The organism is Vibrio sp. 10N.222.55.A1 (assembly GCF_041473835.1).
GTDB classification, from domain to species: Bacteria; Pseudomonadota; Gammaproteobacteria; order Enterobacterales; family Vibrionaceae; genus Vibrio; species Vibrio crassostreae_C.
In genome coordinates, this window is sequence record NZ_JBFRSX010000008.1 from 26,779 (window position 1) to 43,241 (window position 16,463).

A 16,463-nucleotide genomic window follows, 5' to 3' on the forward strand; every position below is an offset into this window, starting at 1 on the left:
TATGAGTATTGATGAGCGTGAAATCTCTTGTTGAAATGCGATATCCAGACCCATTGAATATGGGAATACTATCCCAGTAATAATTCCCTTTTTCATCGTATGCGAGATAGGCATAATTGGTGCTGCCTTTTTCCGCACACTTTATAGGTCATTTATGTTTAGCCCTTCACCCTATGGCTGGATCTCTCAGTATTTTCTTGGTTTCTTTTTTGCGTATGGCGTGTATTTGCCATTTTGGGCGTTGTGGTTTGAAGACCAAGGCGTGTCTGCTGGTGATATTGGCGTATTGATTGGTATCGGCTTTGCAACTCGTTGTGTGGCCAACTTAGTGATTACGCCGCGTATCCATAAAGTGGAACACTTGATGCCAGCGCTACGCTGTTTGAGTTTCGCTGCGCTGCTGTTTGTCGGTTTCCACTTCTTCACCGGTGGCAGCTTTATACTGATGTTGTTGGCAACGGTACTGTTTAACCTCTGTTGTGGGCCGATCATTCCTCTTTCTGATGCGATGGCTAACCATTACAGTCGTTTGAAAATGCTCGACTACGGCCGAACTCGTCTTTGGGGATCAATTGCCTTTATCGCAGGTTCAACGGTTGTTGGCTATTTGGTGGCACAATTCGGCACTGACATGATTTTGTATACTGCGCTTGCCGGTGTGTTGCTGTCATTGATTCTTGCGATGAGAAACCCCAATGTGATGCCAGTAACACAATCTGAGCAACAAGCGGCGCGACCAAAACTAGGTGAACTGCTGCGTGAGTCGTCAGTGGTAAAGTTTTTAGCCTTGATGGCGCTGCTGCAAGGTAGTCATGCGGCTTACTACAGTTTTAGTGCGATTTATTGGAAAGAAGCGGGTCACTCAGAAGCTATCATCGGTTATTTGTGGAGTTTAGGTGTTGTTGCTGAAGTGGCCGTATTTGCTCTGAGTAAGCGATTATTCTCAGGCTGGTCACTGCGTACTTTGTTTGTCGTCGCGGCTATTGGGGTGATGGCGCGTTGGGGTATAACCGCATCAACCACGGCGATTTTTGCACTGGTGATGGTGCAGTTGCTGCACGGTGTGACCTTTGCCATGGCACACATCGCCGCGATTCAATACATCCAATCTGAAGAACAAAACAAGATGGTTGCGCTACAAGCCCTGTATAACGCGATTCCATTAGGTGCCTTTATTGCACTGATGACCACCTTAAGTGGTTGGGGTTATGAGCTTTGGGGTGCAAATATCTTCTGGGGTATGGCTGCTATGGGTGCACTTGCTCTGTTCATTAAGTTGGATGAAAGAAGTTCAGTGGTTGAGATTAATCAATCAGATTCGGAACAGTCAGAATCTCACAGCAAATGCTGATAATTAGAGTCTAAAGCACAGAATTTAAGCGATGCGATTGAGTTAATCACCCATCCTTAGTTAAATGAAACCTCTCCCTTATGGAGAGGTTTTTTTATGGATGAAAAAAGGGTTTTCAATGCAAGGATGGATAGTAATTCCAGTCTCTTTAGCCTACTTGGGCGTGTTATTTCTGATCGCTTGGTATGGAGACAGGCAGGTTCGTTGGCTATCGCGTTGGCGCCCGTGGATCTATAGCCTTTCGATTGCCGTGTATTGTACCTCTTGGACCTTCTATGGAACTGTCGGGCAGGCGAGCAATAACCCTTGGTCTTTTTTACCCATTTACCTCGCCCCGATTCTAGTCTTTACACTAGGCTGGCGGATCTTGGCGCGGCTGATCCTGATTGCGAAGCGGGAGCACATCACCTCCATTGCCGACTTTATCGCGGCTCGTTACGGGAAATCTCAGGGCTTAGCTGTGGCGGTGACGGTTATCGCCGTGGTTGGTATCCTTCCTTATATTGCTCTGCAACTGCGTGGTATTACCATGGGGTTGGATATTGTTGCACCCAACCTAGCGGCTGACTTCGGTTATCAGGACTATCATGTGTCTTGGTTTGTGGTCGGTGCTTTGGCTATTTTCACCATGCTGTTTGGTACAAGACACATTGATAACACAGAGCATCACCGTGGCATGATGATGGCGGTGGCGTTTGAATCCATCGTTAAGCTCGCGGCATTCCTGATCGTTGGCCTATTCATCATGTATCTGGCGATGAGCAGCGACAAGATCGACTTGCTTGATGTGGCGGCTTCCACCTACGAATCACCCAATATTCCGACCTTAATTATTCATACCGTTTTAACCATGTTGGCGATTGTCTGTCTGCCACGCCAGTTCCATACCATGGTGGTAGAGAACGAACGTCCTCAAGACCTGCATACCGCTCGTTGGTTGTTTCCGCTTTACCTGATTTTGATGGGACTGTTCGTGCTGCCAATTGCTTGGGCAGGACAAGGACTACTTACTGGTATGCCAGCGGATACCTATGTGATCAGTGTGCCAATGTCAGAAGGCGCTAATCACATTGCCTTGCTGGCTTTCCTTGGTGGTACGTCTGCGGCAAGTGGCATGGTGATAGTGTCGACCATCGCCTTGGCGATCATGGTGTCGAATGATTTAGTGATGCCATTGTTACTGCGCCGTATGCGCCTAACTCAAAGAACCCATCGACACTTTTCTGGCCTGCTATTGGTGATTCGCCGCGGGCTAATTTTACTGCTGTTACTGGGTGCTTGGCTGTTTTATCAGGCGCTCGATACCATCCATTCACTGTCAGCGATTGGCTTTCTTTCCTTTGCTGCGATTGCTCAATTCGCGCCAGCACTTATTGGTGGTTTGTACTGGCGCCCGGGTAACCGCAAGGGCGTGTATGTCGGCTTAATGGTGGGCTCGTTGATTTGGCTGATTACCTTGATGAGCCAAACCAGCATGTTGGCTGGCGACAGTGACAGTAACCTTTTACTGTGGATTATCACGCCGCCAGAACTGCTCAGTAGCTGGAATATCAGCAGTTCAAACTGGGGCATTGTGCTGAGTATTGTACTTAATACCTTGTGCTATGCCGTGGTTTCGATGACGACTCGCCCAAGCCTAAGTGAGCGCTTACAATCAGCAGCATTTGTTGGCACGCCGCTGCCTGAAAACGAGAATATCAGCCTTTACCAGAACCGAGTGACGGTCGCTGAATTAGAGATGCTGGCGTCGCGTTTTGTAGGCCGTAAGCGTGCCAAAAGTGCCTTACACAGCTATTGGCAACAACACGGTCAGCCGCTGCTTCCTAATCAACAAGCGCCTGCAAGTCTGATTCGACACGCAGAGCGCGTGCTCGCCGGAGTATTCGGTGCTTCGTCTGCTAAGTTAGTACTTACTTCCGCTTTACAGGGAAGAAACATGCAGCTTGAAGAAGTCGCGACCATCGTGGATGAAGCTTCGGAACTGTACGATTTCAGCCGTGGTTTACTGCAAGGAGCGATTGAACATATTGGCCAAGGCATCGCAGTAATCGACAAACAAATGAGGCTGGTGGCATGGAATCAGCGTTACCTAGAGTTGTTTGAGTTCCCTGCTGGCTTGATTCAGGTTGGGCGACCCATTTCAGATGTGATTCGTCATAATGCTGAACAAGGTTTGTGTGGCCCGGGTGACCCAGAAGATCACGTTCGCCGTCGTGTTTATCACCTTGAGCAAGGAACACGACACACCTCTTCTCGTATTCGTCCTGATGGTCGAGTGATTGAAGTGCAAGGTAACCCGATGCCAAGTGGTGGCTTTGTGATGAGCTTTACCGACATCACGGTATTCCGACAAGCAGAGCAAGCGCTAAAAGATGCCAACGAAAGTTTGGAATCGAGAGTGCATGAGCGAACTCAAGAACTCGAAAAACTGAACCATCGCTTGGTAAAAGCCACGCAGATTTCGGATCAAGAATCACAATCTAAGAGTCGTTTTCTAGCCGCGGTAAGCCACGATTTGATGCAGCCGCTCAATGCCGCACGTCTATTTGCTTCGTCACTGTCTGAGGTGGCAAAAGAGCAAGAGGTGAAGCAATTGTCATCTCACATCGAGAGTGCACTTGGCGCCGCAGAAGATTTGATTGGTGACTTGCTGGATATCTCTCGATTGGAGTCCGGAAAGTTAGAAACCAACATTCACGCGATTGCCGTGCATGACGTATTAACCAATTTGAACGCGGAATTTAGCGCTCTAGCGAGACAACAGAAAATTGAGTTTAAGATGATTCCGTCGTCATTGTTCATTCATTCAGACCCTAAGCTGTTGAGGCGTGTGATTCAGAACTTTTTGACCAATGCGTTCCGCTATAACCCGGAAGGGAAAGTGGTACTGGGTGCGAGAAGAGTGAATGGACAGGTTCGAATTGATGTGTGGGATAATGGAACCGGTATCGATGAAGACAAGCAACAAGAAATCTTTGAAGAGTTTACTCGTGGCAGCCAAGTACGAGCCGATCAAGGATTGGGGTTAGGGCTGGCTATCTCGAAAGGTATTGCTCATGTGCTTGGCCATCAAATTTCGATGCGCTCATGGCCGGGGCAAGGCAGTGTCTTTTCCATCACCTTAGCTAGAGCGGAAAAAGTGGCTCCAGTTGTGCAAGCTTCGACGCCAATGGCGACCAGCGACATCGAACATCTCAAGATATTGTGTGTCGATAATGAACGAGAAATCTTAGTCGGTATGGAAAACCTGATCGGACGTTGGGGCTGTGAGGTTAAGACGGCGGTTGATTTGGTCGAAAGCTTGCAGTGCCTAGATGAGGGTTGGCTACCTGATGTGATTTTCTCTGATTACCGTTTAGATAATGGCAGAACGGGTCTCGAAGTCCTGCAGCAGTGTCGCTTGCGCCTCGGAGACTCTTTTGAAGGGGTCATCATTAGTGCCGATAGAACCGATGACATGTTGGCAGCGATAAAGGCCAACAGCTTTCGCTTTATTGCCAAGCCAGTGAAGCCACTTAAGTTAAGAGCGGTCTTGAATCGAGTGAGCTAGTTTGGGTTAACAGGCTCGGATTAGTACGTTCGTGAGCGGATAGTGAAAAGGCCTCAGATGAGGCCTTTTTTGTCTCTGTTTTTTTTGCGAACGCCGATTCGCTTGTTAATTCAATAACTAACCAGCAATGCCACCTTGTGTCAGTGTGGTTGGATCAAGCAGTTTACTGAGCTCTTCTCGGCTAAGATCGGTTTCTCTTTCTGCGACATCCAGAATTGGTAAGCCTTCTTTGTAAGCTTTCTTGGCAATATCAGCCGCCTTCAAGTAGCCAATCACAGGGTTAAGTGCGGTCACTAGGATTGGGTTCTTTGACAGTGCCAAATCGAGATTGTCTTGGCGTACCGTGAAGGTCGCGATGGCTTTGTCCGCTAAAGCGACTGAGCTGTTTGCCAATAACTCAATACTTTCCAACACGTTATGAGCAATTACTGGCAGCATCACATTAAGTTGGAAGTTACCTGATTGTCCGGCTACGGTAATGGTGGTGTCGTTGCCAATGACTTGCGCCGCCGCCATAGCTGCAGCTTCTGGAATCACAGGATTTACCTTGCCAGGCATGATCGATGAGCCTGGTTGTAGAGCTTGTAATTCAATTTCCCCTAAGCCAGCCAACGGCCCAGAGTTCATCCAGCGAAGATCGTTTGAGATCTTCATGATCGCAACTGCTGCCGTTTTGAGCTGACCTGACAGCGCAACGATCGCGTCTTGACTGCTGAGGCTAAAAAAGAAGTTTTCACTCGAGCTAAAACTGATCTTTGTCGATTGAGACAGGTTACTCGCAAACTTATCGGCAAAGCGTGGGTCAGCATTGATCCCTGTTCCAACCGCAGTACCACCTTGTGCTAAAGCCTTGATAGCGGGCAGGGTGTTCTCTATTGCTTGCTTAGCGTGTTCTATCTGAAATTTCCAACCACCTAGCTCTTGAGCAAAGGTCATTGGCATCGCATCCATTAGATGAGTGCGGCCGGTCTTCACGAGCTCCGCAAGTTCCTGTTGTTTGATGGTGAGTGCTTCAGAAAGGTGAGTTAATGCAGGTAATAGCTTATTTTCAGCCATCAAAGCAACGCTCACTTGAATTGCGGTTGGCACCACATCGTTACTGCTTTGGCCCATGTTGACGTGATCATTGGGGTTCACGTCGCCTTGCAAGCTTCTTGAGGCAAGCGTAGCAATCACTTCATTGGCATTCATGTTGGAACTGGTACCTGAACCGGTTTGGTAGACATCGATAGGGAATTGATCGAGGTGTTTACCCTCAATGATCTCTTGGCTGGCTTCGGCTATCGCGTTGGCAATATCACCTTCCAGTAGACCTAACTGAGCATTGGTATCTGCCGCTGCCTGTTTAATTAACGCCAGTGCTTGAATAAAACTGGTCGGCATCTTGTGAGAGCTAAACGCGAAGTTATCCGCTGCACGCTGAGTTTGTGCTTGGTATAGCGCATCGGCAGGGACTTTCACTTCGCCCATGCTGTCTTTTTCAATCCGAAATTGTAGGGTCATGTTCTATCCTTGTTAGCCAAGTGGGGCTTGGACTTGTTGTAGTGTTTGGCTGAGATTCAAAAAACGCGCTTGGCCTTGAGGTTGCTGGCAGTAGTGGCGCTTCAAATAAAATAGTGGTGAGTGAATAGAGTCTAGGCAGATATGACGAAAGGCGAAACTGCGCTGAGAAGACTCAATCGCTTCAATCAAATGAAAGAAAACTTGGCGTAGATACAGCTCGCACAACAAGATGTTTTCTTGAGCGGCATGCTTTTCATAGTAAGCCGAAAGCGTCAGTGCACACTCGATATACTCTCGAATTACAAACGGCTCATGGCCTTGAGCTTGTTCTAATGAAGCAAAGCGATCCTGTGCTTTGTAAAATCTCGAATAGAGAACCTGCTGCTCTTTCATCATCATCTGCATCTCTTTATTGGATGTTAATGATAATTATTATCAAATAAAATTTTAAAAACAACCCTTTGTTTATCTTTTTATAAAGTGAGCAGAAAAAGAAAAAGCCGATACACGAAGTATCGGCTTTCTGGAGTCAGTACCTAATCCCTACAATGTAAGTGCTGATTCATTTTTTGCTAAACATCTTTGTTTAATGGTCGTGCTTAGTGGTCGTGAGCTTCACCTGCACCTTTCGGGTAACGGATGTTCTCAACCATATCTTGTACATCTTGTGGTACTTCAGCAGTTACTTTGTTTACAGCAATCGATACTACGAAGTTTAGACACATACCTAGCGTACCGATGCCTTCTGGGCTGATACCAAACCACCAGTTTTCAGGTGTGCTTGCTGCTGGGTTAATGAACTTGAAGTAGATGATGTAGCTTGCTGTGAAGGCAATACCTGACAACATACCTGCAATTGCGCCTTCCTTGTTCATCTTCTTGTAGAAGATACCTAGGATAATCGCTGGGAAGAAGGATGCTGCGGCTAAGCCGAAGGCAAACGCTACTACCTGTGCTACAAAGCCTGGTGGGTTAATACCTAAGTAACCGGCACCGACAATCGCGACCATGGCTGCCAGACGAGCGGCTAACAGCTCCTGCTTGTCGGTCATGTTTGGTCTGAAGCCTTTCTTCAACAAGTCATGTGAAATCGACGTTGAGATGACCAATAGTAGACCCGCGGCTGTTGATAGTGCGGCTGCTAGGCCACCGGCTGCAAGCAGTGCTACAACCCAGTTTGGTAGTTTCGCTAGCTCTGGAGAAGCCAGTACGATGATGTCACGGTTAATCTTCATCTCGTTGCGCTCATCGCCCGAGTAGAACATTTTGCCATCGCCGTTCTTATCTTCCCAACCTACTAGGCCAGTGCTTTCCCAGTTTTTATACCAGCTTGGTGCGTCCGCTGCAGCGACACCTTGCATGTCAGGGCCGTTGATTGTTTCGATCATGTTTACACGAGCGAATGCTGCAACGCCTGGTGCTGTTGTGTATAGCAATGAGATGAACAGTAGTGCCCAACCCGCTGAGATACGAGCATCACGTACTTTTGGTACCGTGAAGAAACGAATGATTACGTGTGGAAGACCCGCAGTACCGACCATTAGAGCCGCACAGATGAAGAATACATCTACCATGCTCTTGTTACCTTCGGTATAGGCGGTAAATCCGAGTTCTTCGGTCAGTCCATCCAGTTTATCAAGAAGGTAAACATCTGTGCCTGATAGCGTAGAGCCCATACCAACTTGTGGAAGTGGGTTACCTGTCATCATGATTGAGGTAAAGATTGCTGGAACAAGGAAGGCGAAAATGAGGACACAGAATTGAGCTACCTGCGTATAAGTGATGCCTTTCATGCCACCTAGTACTGCGTAGAAGAACACAATACCCATACCAATGATGATGCCTAGGTTAATATCAACTTCTAGGAAACGAGAGAATACAACGCCCACACCACGCATCTGGCCTGCAACGTACGTAAACGATACGAAGATTGCACAGAATACCGCTACCATACGTGCCGTTTTCGAGTAGTAACGCTCACCGATGAAATCAGGAACCGTAAACTGACCGAACTTACGTAGGTAAGGTGCTAAACATAGCGCAAGTAGTACATAACCACCTGTCCAACCCATTAGGTAAACCGCACCGTCGTAACCAACGAATGAGATGATACCTGCCATTGAGATGAATGATGCTGCCGACATCCAGTCAGCGGCGGTCGCCATGCCGTTTGCTACTGGGTGTACACCACCGCCAGCAACGTAGAACTCACTAGTAGACCCTGCACGAGCCCAGATTGCGATGCCGATATATACCGCGAAAGTAATACCGACGAGAATAAACGTCCAAGTTTGAATATCCATGTTCTAGCCTCTAGTCTTCCTGTACGTTGTATTTTTTGTCGAGCGCATTCATGCGGACAACGTAAATAAATATCAGCGCCACGAAGGTGTATATCGAACCTTGTTGAGCGAACCAAAATCCTAGCTTGAACCCGCCAAACTGAACGGTATTGAGGGCATCCACAAATAAGATGCCAGCGCCGTAAGACACCGCAAACCAGACCGCGAGCAGTGTTCCCATAATTCCCAAGTTTTCCTTCCAGTAGGCTTGAGCATGTTCCGTAGATTCGAACGCCATTGCCTTCTCCTTTATTCCGTTTTCGTAGAAACTGTTTTTGTGAAACCGTTTTGTAAAATAGCGTGTTAACGTAATGTTACGATTTAGAATGTAGCAAGGATAAGTCAAGGGATCTGTGCAACTTTAGTCGGGATGGTATTAGCGCTAATGTACTGAAATATGGGAGCTAGGAGACATAACCATAGAAAAATGTGATGTTACAATGTTGTTAAATTAGCCAAAGGTCTAACAAAAAGGGATGAATTAGACTGCGAGTCATAAAATTTAACAACTAAATGACCGAGAAACGGTATTTAGCCCTGCTTATGACACGAAGCGAAACATAAGTTTGTTATAGTAACAACGGCACTTTCACCGACCGTGCCTTGCTAAACGGCAGAAGATCAACATGCTTATATCTTGAGTTTTATTCTTTGGGGGAACGAATTGGACGCAATAACCATTAACCACTTATTCTTGACTGGTGCCGTACTCATCGCCATCAGCGTGCTTTTCTCACAAGTGTCCTCTCGATTGGGCGTTCCTATTCTTTTGATCTTTTTGTTCGTTGGTATGTTAGCGGGTGAAGATGGACCCGGTAATATTCATTTCGATGATTACTCACTGACCTACTTGGTGAGTAACCTTGCGCTTGCCGTGATTCTGTTGGATGGCGGTATGCGAACCAAGGTGGCGAGCTTCAAGGTCGCTTTCTGGCCTTCGCTCTCGCTGGCGACGATAGGTGTCGCATGTACAGCAACCTTAACCGGATTAATGGCGGCTTGGCTGTTTGACTTGTCATTAATGCAGGGCATCTTGGTCGGGGCGATTGTTGGTTCAACCGATGCGGCAGCGGTATTCTCTTTGCTGAAAGGACAGAGTCTCAATGAGCGTGTTGGTTCAACCCTAGAGATCGAATCGGGCACTAACGACCCAATGGCGGTCTTCCTGACGGTGACCTTAATTGCGCTGTTAGGTAACCCTGACGCTGAGATGGGGATGAACTTCCTACTGCAAAGTTTTGCGATGCAGTTTGGTATCGGTACTCTTGTTGGTATTGGCGGCGGCTGGGTTCTATGGAGCTTAATCAATCGAGTACAATTGGCTGATGGCCTTTATTCCATTCTGGTACTCAGTGGGGGCGTGGCTCTGTTTGCGTTCTCTAACATGCTTGGCGGCAGCGGCATCTTATCGATTTACCTAGTGGGCTTGTTCATTGGTAATCGTCCGACGCGCTCGCGACACTCGATTCTTAATGTTCTTGATGGCATGACGTGGCTAAGCCAGATCGTGATGTTCTTGGTATTGGGTTTATTGGTGACGCCATCAACGTTGATGGACATTGCTCTGCCTGCGCTGGCACTGGCCTTCGGTATGATTTTGTTTGCTCGTCCGCTGTCGGTTTGGTTGGGTTTGCTGCCGTTCAGAAGCTTTACCACCAAGGAACGTTGGTTTGTTTCTTGGGTCGGTCTACGCGGCGCGGTACCGATCATTCTGGCGGTGTTCCCGATGATGGCTGGCCTGCCTAATGCTCAGCTTTACTTCAACATCGCGTTCTTCGTGGTTATGGTGTCGCTGATTGTTCAAGGCGGCAGCTTGATGAAAGTCGCGAGATTGGCTCAAGTGACGCTACCTCCAACGCCGACACCGATTTCTCGTACTGGCATTGAAATTTACCCTGCTAGTGAGTGGGAGATGTTTGTCTACAAGCTGAAAGAAGAGAAGTGGTGTGTGGGCGAACCACTAAAGCGTTTGTCTATGCCGGAAGGAACGCGAATTACTGCACTGTTTAGAAAGGATGCCTTGCTTCACCCATCAGGCAGCACCGTGTTAGAGGCGAACGATATCTTATGTGTGCTTGGTCAAGACAAAGATTTGGACAGCTTAAGTTCGTTGTTCAGTGAGGCGCCTCTAGCAGAAGAGGCGGCACGATTCTTTGGTGACTTCTTCTTGGATGTTGAGCTATCAGTTGCGGCAGTGAGTGATTGTTATGGTATTGAACTTGGCTCGGAAGAAGAGCGAGAAATGACGCTAAAACAATTGGTTGCTCAAGAGCTTGGCGCACACTCTGTATTGGGTGATAGCTTTGAGTGGCATGACATCACTTGGGTGGTTGCAGAGATAGATGATCATAAAGTCGTCAGGTTGGGTTTATGTTTACCTAAGACGACTTTAGAAGAGGATATCAGTGAAGCTTAATTGTGGACTTCTTGTAGCAAGATAACCGCTTGAGTACGATTTTTCACATCCAGTTTACGGAAGATGGCCGTCATATGTGCTTTGATGGTCGCTTCCGAAACATTCAATTCATACGCGATTTGCTTGTTAAGCAAGCCGTCAGAAAGCATCCCTAATACCTTGTATTGCTGAGGCGTCAGTGTGGAAATCTTTTCTGCAAGGTCGCTACACGCTGCATTATTGGTGATAAGCCCTTCAGGGAAGAACGGGTCGCCATTCAGCACTTGATTCAGTGCACTCACCAACTCACGCATATCACTCGACTTAGGAATAAAGCCAAACGCACCGTGGCTCTTCACCTGAGTGACCACGCTGGCATCTTCACTGGCAGAAACCACCACAATCGGTAGATCTGGGTATTCAGCGCGCAGTTGAATTAAGCCTGACATGCCATTGGCGCCCGGCATTTTCAGATCGAGCAGTAATAGATCCGGCTCGCCTTCTTTCTTTAGCAGAGTCAGTAAGGCATCGAGAGAATCGGCCTCAAGCAGGTTCGCACCACTGATCGCCATATGAACTGACTGAAACAGGGCGTTGCGAAAGAGAGGGTGGTCATCAGCAATGATGATGGTATAGGTCGAGTCCATGACGTTCATACTTTTAACAATTTAGTTAATATTTATTATCATCCTGATTGAGTATGTGGACAATATCTATGCATTAAAAGTCTGAACCATATCGACTTTTATCCCCGGAATAAGAAAGCGTTACTCTGAATAGCAAAAAAGCCGCACTGCCATCTCGTTACGGAGGGGCGGTGCGGCTTTCGATTCGGCTTATATTTTAGTGAATATTGCCGTTATAGCTGGTGGTTTTGCATGTGTTTTAAGAATACATCAGCAGGCATAAAACCGGTTACACGAGCATTTGGAACATGGTTACCCTCGCCATCCCAGAACTCAATCGTCGGTAAGCCAAGTACCTGTAATTGTTTAAGCAGTTCAATGTCTTGAGGCATGTTTCTCGTTACATCGGCTTGTAGCAGTACAAAGTCAGAAAGCTTGTTTTCCACATCAGCTTGATGGAAGGTGTACTTCTCGAACTCTTTACACGCCACACACCAATCGGCGTAGAAGTCGAGCATCACAGGCTTACCGAGTTTCTTCGCTTCGATGAGCTGGATTTCTAGCTCTTCAACCGTGTTGATGCGTGCAAATTGGATGTGCTGTTGTTCTACCGTTACGCTCTTCTCCGCAAACCAATAGTTCAATGCAGGCTGTGCCGAAGCAAACAAGCCAAGCATCGCGATGATGCCTACCGCACTCTGCTTCCAGTCGCCGAATGGCAGTGCATTCTTGCTATGGTACAGCCAACCAAAGGCGATGAAGCCAAGGCCAGACCAAAGCACGGTTGCCCACAATTCAGGAATGATGCGCTCTAGCAGGAAGATAGGTGCTGCCAGCAAGATAAAGCCGAATACGATCTTCACCTTGTCCATCCAGCTGCCCGCTTTAGGCAATAGCTTATTACCAAATACCGCAACTAAAATCAGCGGAATACCCATACCCATGGCTAATGCATACAGAGCAATCGCACCGGTAAATAGGTCGCCACTCTGAGCCACATACAGCAGCGCGCCTGACAATGGCGCCGTGGTACAAGGTGAACACACCAAGCCAGAGATAGCGCCCATTGCGAATACGCCCAAGGTATTGCCACCTTGCTGCTTATTGCTTTGATTGTTGAGCCAAGTTTGAATGCTGCTTGGCAGTTGCAGGTTATAAACGCCAAACATCGACATTGCCAACGCCACGAACAGAACACTCAGCGCGATCAGCACGTAAGGGTGCTGCATAGCGGCTTGGAACTGCATGCCTGCTGAAGCAACCACTAAACCTAATAAGGTGTAGGTTAACGCCATGCCTTGCACGTAAATAAAGGACAGCATCAGCGCGCGACCTTGGCTGAGTTTGCCACCACCTAAAACGATACCCGTTAGAATCGGATACATAGGCAGCACACACGGCGTAAAGGCTAAACCAACACCGAGTGCTAAGAATAATAGAGGGGTCCACCAACTGTCACCGAGCTTATCGGCTAAGCCTGCTTCTTTTGAAACAGGGGCATTTGGCTGTTGAGTCGTGTTACTTACAACGTCTGCTTTCGGAGATGTTGGTTGCGTAGAAACATCGGTTTCGTTGCCAGCAGAAGATGAAGCTTGTGAGTCACTACCTTGCGAATTAGCAGAACCTGTTGCTGTGAAAGGTTCAATGTCGATGATACGAGTCTCTGGTGGGTAGCAGAACCCTGCGTCCGCACAGCCTTGATACTTAACGATCAGCTGTGAGCCATCTTGGTAACTCTGCAGAGGAACTTGCACGAATAACGGCTGAGTATAAATGCTCACCTCACCGAAGAATTCATCTTGGTGCGGCTTACCATCTTCTAATTCAACATTACCGATAGCGAGATTTTGCCCGGTGAACGAGAGGCTATGTTGATAGAGGTAGTAGCCCTCTTTTACTTGCCAGTCGAGAAGGACTTTGTCGTCTTGCTGGTAGTAATTGAAAGGGAAAGCTTGGTCTACAGGGACAAAACCATTGTTATTGCCTCCGAAGCTTGGCTCGGCGTTGTCGTTCCCAAATAGCGCCCACGCAGGCTGGGTGAATAGGGAAACACAAACAAAAAGTAATGTGGCAAGTCGTCGCATACTATTTAGTCATCAAAATGGAGTTGAAGGTATCTTAACTCAATCAGACCGTAATAGTTTGCTATTAGTTTCATCGGCAAACAAATATCCCCTAAGGCGGGATAGCGATTTTATTGGGTAATCGAGTGGGGAGCTGCAATTCAACTTGAGTGACTTGCCTTTGTAAAAGAGACATTTAAGCTACACCCAAGCGTGCTTTTACTACTTGTTCGCAAGCATCAATATTCATCGTATCTTTTGGAATAATAAGCACGGTATCATTACCGCCAACGGTGCCGATAATCTCAGTATGTGGGTCGATATCGACTAATCTTGCGACTAATTGAGCACAACCTGGATGAGTTTTTACGATGACCATCGCTTGGTTATGAGTGATGAATTCGATTTGCGATGAGATGGATGCATCGACACGAACCGGTGCACTTTCAACCGTGATGCAGTAAACCTTTTTACCGCAAGCATTCTGAATTTTGACAACACCAAGCTGTGACAAAATACGAGATACGGTCGATTGGCTGATACCGGTATAGCCAATATCGACGAGTTTCTCTCGCAGTTGATTTTGGGTCGAGAAGCTTTGTTGTTGTAGTAAGCGTTTGCACGCTGCAGTCAGTGTTTTATCTTCAGCTGAATACAAGCAACCGTGCTCAGTGATTGGGTTCATGAACAACTCCTTAAGGTCAACATGTGGTTATCGCTTGTCCATAGCGCCGAGCGTACTCCCAAAGCCGTAGAGTACGATTGTTAAATAGGGCTTACCGATGAATCCCGAAATAAAGAGGGAAGGTATGCGTGGTGTATGATCGTCTACCCATTGAGTCTACCACTAAAGGATAGTTATCTTTTTGAAGGGGATCACCAAATAAAATTCTAGTTAATTGCTTTTATTTTGGAGTTTTATTCTTTTGTTAAATGGATATTTATTCCAAGTTTGGCATAAATATCCATCGGTATTAGGGTGCTTTGGAGACCGTGATAATGGCGCTAAGGGTTAGCGAATTTCACTCATGATCTCGCGAGAGAATACTTTTTCACAGTAGTGACATTTTAGCTGCACGTTTTCCTGTTTTAGCTGCACTTTAAAGCTGCTTTCGACAGGTTCACCGTGCGAAATACAGTTGCTATTCGGGCAAGAGTAGACACTGTGGATTTGCTCTGGCAGCACAAGGGTTAGCTTATTAACCACTTTATACTCTTCAATCTGATTGACCGTTGCCTGCGGAGCATAAAGAGCCAATTGGTTGGCTTGTTCCTTGGTCAGGAAGATGTTCTCAATCTTGATTAGATCTTTATGGCCAAGTGCCGATGATGGCAGGTTTAAGCCCATAGTGATGCGCTGTTCTGTCTTGTGTAGCTTAAACAGTTTAAGGATTTTGATACCAAGGTGAGCAGGGATGTGGTCAATCACGCTGCCGTTACGGATCGCTTCTACTTGTAGCTGAGTTTGTTTAACCATGACTGTTTCTCCTGCTTATAAAGTGTCGTTAAGAACTAGGGCCAATAGGGCTTCGCGAGCGTATACACCGTTTTCAGCTTGTTCGAAGTAGTAAGCGTGTGGCGTTTTATCAACGTCGGTGGTGATTTCGTCGACGCGTGGCAGCGGGTGAAGTACCTTCATGTTTTGACGAGCGTCTTTCAATGTATCGGCGGTGAGGATGTAAGCCGATTTCATGTGTGCGTATTCCGACGCATCAAAGCGCTCTTTCTGCACGCGAGTCATGTACAGAACATCCAGTTTCGGCACGACTTCTTCAATGCTGCTGTGAGTGCTGTATTGGATGCCCATCTCTTCCAATTCTTCACAGATGTAATCTGGCATCTCTAAGACTTCTGGCGCGATAAAGAAGAAACGCACGTTATTGAATTTCGATAGTGCTTGGGTCAATGAGTGCACGGTACGGCCATATTTTAGGTCGCCGACGAACGCCACATTGAGGTTATCGAGCGTGCCTTGTGTTTCGTAAATCGAGAACAGGTCCAGCAAGGTTTGCGTCGGGTGCTGGTTAGCACCGTCGCCGCCGTTTACTACCGGCACACCGTTAGAAAATTCAGACGCTAAACGTGCTGCCCCTTCTTGTGGGTGACGCATTACAAAGGCATCGACGTAGGATGAAATAACCTGCACTGAATCGGCAAGTGTTTCGCCTTTCTTCGCCAGTGAGGTGTTACCGCCATTATCAAAGCCAATGACCGTGCCACCAAGGCGCTGGACGGCGGTCTCAAATGAAAGGCGAGTTCGAGTTGAAGGCTCAAAGAAGCAGCTCGCAACGACTTTATTTTTCAGCAACTCTGGGTTTGGCTCGGCCTTGAGTCTTGCTGCTGTGTCGACGATAAGCTCCAGTTCATTACGAGTGAGCTCAGGTATGGAGATGATGTGCTTGTTAAATAACGAATGCGCCATAACGGGTCTTCCTTCTATGCATACAGTCAAATTGCGGACAAAAAAAAGCCCCCTAAAAATAGGAGGCTTCGAAACGATCAATAGAGCAAAATAAAAATGACACCACCGCCACTCTTTGGCGTGTAGTTTGACAATCATGTGCGACAGAATTGCAGTTCATTTTTTGCTCTCTTAAGACAAATTGCGGAGGATTATACTCAGATAAAAAGGC

At 47.2% G+C, this 16,463-nt stretch carries 12 protein-coding genes; 3 read left to right on the forward strand and 9 right to left on the reverse strand.

From position 1 onward, the window contains the following. Positions 1 to 154: 154 nt before the first annotated feature. Together AB4493_RS01725 and AB4493_RS01730 are read left to right on the forward strand one after the other, a co-directional pair. The gene (locus tag AB4493_RS01725) at positions 155 to 1,351 is read left to right on the forward strand and encodes a 3-phenylpropionate MFS transporter (protein ID WP_017062710.1); all 1,197 of its coding nucleotides are present in this window, start codon (positions 155 to 157) and stop codon (positions 1,349 to 1,351) included. Between the two features lie 118 nt (positions 1,352 to 1,469). After that, positions 1,470 to 4,901 carry a PAS-domain containing protein gene (locus tag AB4493_RS01730; RefSeq protein ID WP_372132782.1) on the forward strand — a complete coding sequence of 1,144 codons (3,432 nt, stop codon included), beginning with the start codon at positions 1,470 to 1,472 and terminating at the stop codon, positions 4,899 to 4,901. Positions 4,902 to 5,018: 117 nt separating this feature from the next. Here AB4493_RS01730 and AB4493_RS01735 read toward each other — a convergent pair whose 3' ends face one another. From AB4493_RS01735 to AB4493_RS01750, 4 genes are all read right to left on the reverse strand, one after another. Beyond that, positions 5,019 to 6,404 carry a class II fumarate hydratase gene (locus AB4493_RS01735; RefSeq protein WP_372154425.1) on the reverse strand — a complete coding sequence of 462 codons (1,386 nt, stop codon included), beginning with the start codon at positions 6,402 to 6,404 and terminating at the stop codon, positions 5,019 to 5,021. Positions 6,405 to 6,416: 12 nt separating this feature from the next. Beyond that, on the reverse strand, positions 6,417 to 6,803 hold the full coding sequence (locus AB4493_RS01740; protein WP_372154426.1) for a hypothetical protein: 387 nt from the start codon (positions 6,801 to 6,803) through the stop codon (positions 6,417 to 6,419). Between the two features lie 200 nt (positions 6,804 to 7,003). Then, positions 7,004 to 8,707, reverse strand: a complete 1,704-nt coding sequence (locus tag AB4493_RS01745) for a sodium:solute symporter family protein (RefSeq protein WP_017062715.1) — start codon at positions 8,705 to 8,707, stop codon at positions 7,004 to 7,006. A gap of 10 nt (positions 8,708 to 8,717) precedes the next feature. After that, the gene (locus AB4493_RS01750) at positions 8,718 to 8,984 is read right to left on the reverse strand and encodes a DUF4212 domain-containing protein (protein ID WP_010435433.1); all 267 of its coding nucleotides are present in this window, start codon (positions 8,982 to 8,984) and stop codon (positions 8,718 to 8,720) included. Positions 8,985 to 9,410: 426 nt separating this feature from the next. Here AB4493_RS01750 and AB4493_RS01755 point away from each other — a divergent pair, with 426 nt between their 5' ends. After that, positions 9,411 to 11,162 carry a potassium/proton antiporter gene (locus AB4493_RS01755; protein WP_017066561.1) on the forward strand — a complete coding sequence of 584 codons (1,752 nt, stop codon included), beginning with the start codon at positions 9,411 to 9,413 and terminating at the stop codon, positions 11,160 to 11,162. On the opposite strand, the gene AB4493_RS01760 is transcribed toward AB4493_RS01755, so the two are convergent. The 5 genes from AB4493_RS01760 to pyrB form a co-directional block, all read right to left on the reverse strand. Beyond that, positions 11,159 to 11,788, reverse strand: a complete 630-nt coding sequence (locus AB4493_RS01760) for a response regulator transcription factor (RefSeq protein WP_017062717.1) — start codon at positions 11,786 to 11,788, stop codon at positions 11,159 to 11,161. The genes AB4493_RS01755 and AB4493_RS01760 overlap by 4 nt on opposite strands. Before the next feature lie 212 nt (positions 11,789 to 12,000). Beyond that, positions 12,001 to 13,851, reverse strand: coding sequence for a protein-disulfide reductase DsbD (locus AB4493_RS01765; RefSeq protein WP_372154427.1), 1,851 nt, complete (start codon positions 13,849 to 13,851; stop codon positions 12,001 to 12,003). Positions 13,852 to 14,026: 175 nt separating this feature from the next. Then, complete coding sequence (locus AB4493_RS01770) at positions 14,027 to 14,515, reverse strand: arginine repressor (protein WP_017063664.1); 489 nt, start codon at positions 14,513 to 14,515, stop codon at positions 14,027 to 14,029. 327 nt (positions 14,516 to 14,842) lie between these two features. Beyond that, positions 14,843 to 15,307 (reverse strand): aspartate carbamoyltransferase regulatory subunit, encoded by a 465-nt coding sequence (gene pyrI, locus AB4493_RS01775; RefSeq protein WP_017062720.1) that lies wholly within the window; start codon positions 15,305 to 15,307, stop codon positions 14,843 to 14,845. A gap of 15 nt (positions 15,308 to 15,322) precedes the next feature. After that, on the reverse strand, positions 15,323 to 16,252 hold the full coding sequence (gene pyrB, locus AB4493_RS01780) for an aspartate carbamoyltransferase (RefSeq protein WP_372154428.1): 930 nt from the start codon (positions 16,250 to 16,252) through the stop codon (positions 15,323 to 15,325). Between the last annotated feature and the right edge of the window lie 211 nt (positions 16,253 to 16,463).

Bases quoted from the DNA above. Each gene is read 5' to 3' on its own strand.
- AB4493_RS01725 (WP_017062710.1), top strand. From the start codon at position 155: ATGTTTAGCCCTTCACCCTATGGCTGGATCTCTCAGTATTTTCTTGGT.
- AB4493_RS01730 (WP_372132782.1), top strand. From the start codon at position 1,470: ATGCAAGGATGGATAGTAATTCCAGTCTCTTTAGCCTACTTGGGCGTG.
- AB4493_RS01735 (WP_372154425.1), bottom strand. From the start codon at position 6,404: ATGACCCTACAATTTCGGATTGAAAAAGACAGCATGGGCGAAGTGAAA.
- AB4493_RS01740 (WP_372154426.1), bottom strand. From the start codon at position 6,803: ATGATGATGAAAGAGCAGCAGGTTCTCTATTCGAGATTTTACAAAGCA.
- AB4493_RS01745 (WP_017062715.1), bottom strand. From the start codon at position 8,707: ATGGATATTCAAACTTGGACGTTTATTCTCGTCGGTATTACTTTCGCG.
- AB4493_RS01750 (WP_010435433.1), bottom strand. From the start codon at position 8,984: ATGGCGTTCGAATCTACGGAACATGCTCAAGCCTACTGGAAGGAAAAC.
- AB4493_RS01760 (WP_017062717.1), bottom strand. From the start codon at position 11,788: ATGGACTCGACCTATACCATCATCATTGCTGATGACCACCCTCTCTTT.
- AB4493_RS01765 (WP_372154427.1), bottom strand. From the start codon at position 13,851: ATGCGACGACTTGCCACATTACTTTTTGTTTGTGTTTCCCTATTCACC.
- AB4493_RS01770 (WP_017063664.1), bottom strand. From the start codon at position 14,515: ATGAACCCAATCACTGAGCACGGTTGCTTGTATTCAGCTGAAGATAAA.
- pyrI (WP_017062720.1), bottom strand. From the start codon at position 15,307: ATGGTTAAACAAACTCAGCTACAAGTAGAAGCGATCCGTAACGGCAGC.
- pyrB (WP_372154428.1), bottom strand. From the start codon at position 16,252: ATGGCGCATTCGTTATTTAACAAGCACATCATCTCCATACCTGAGCTC.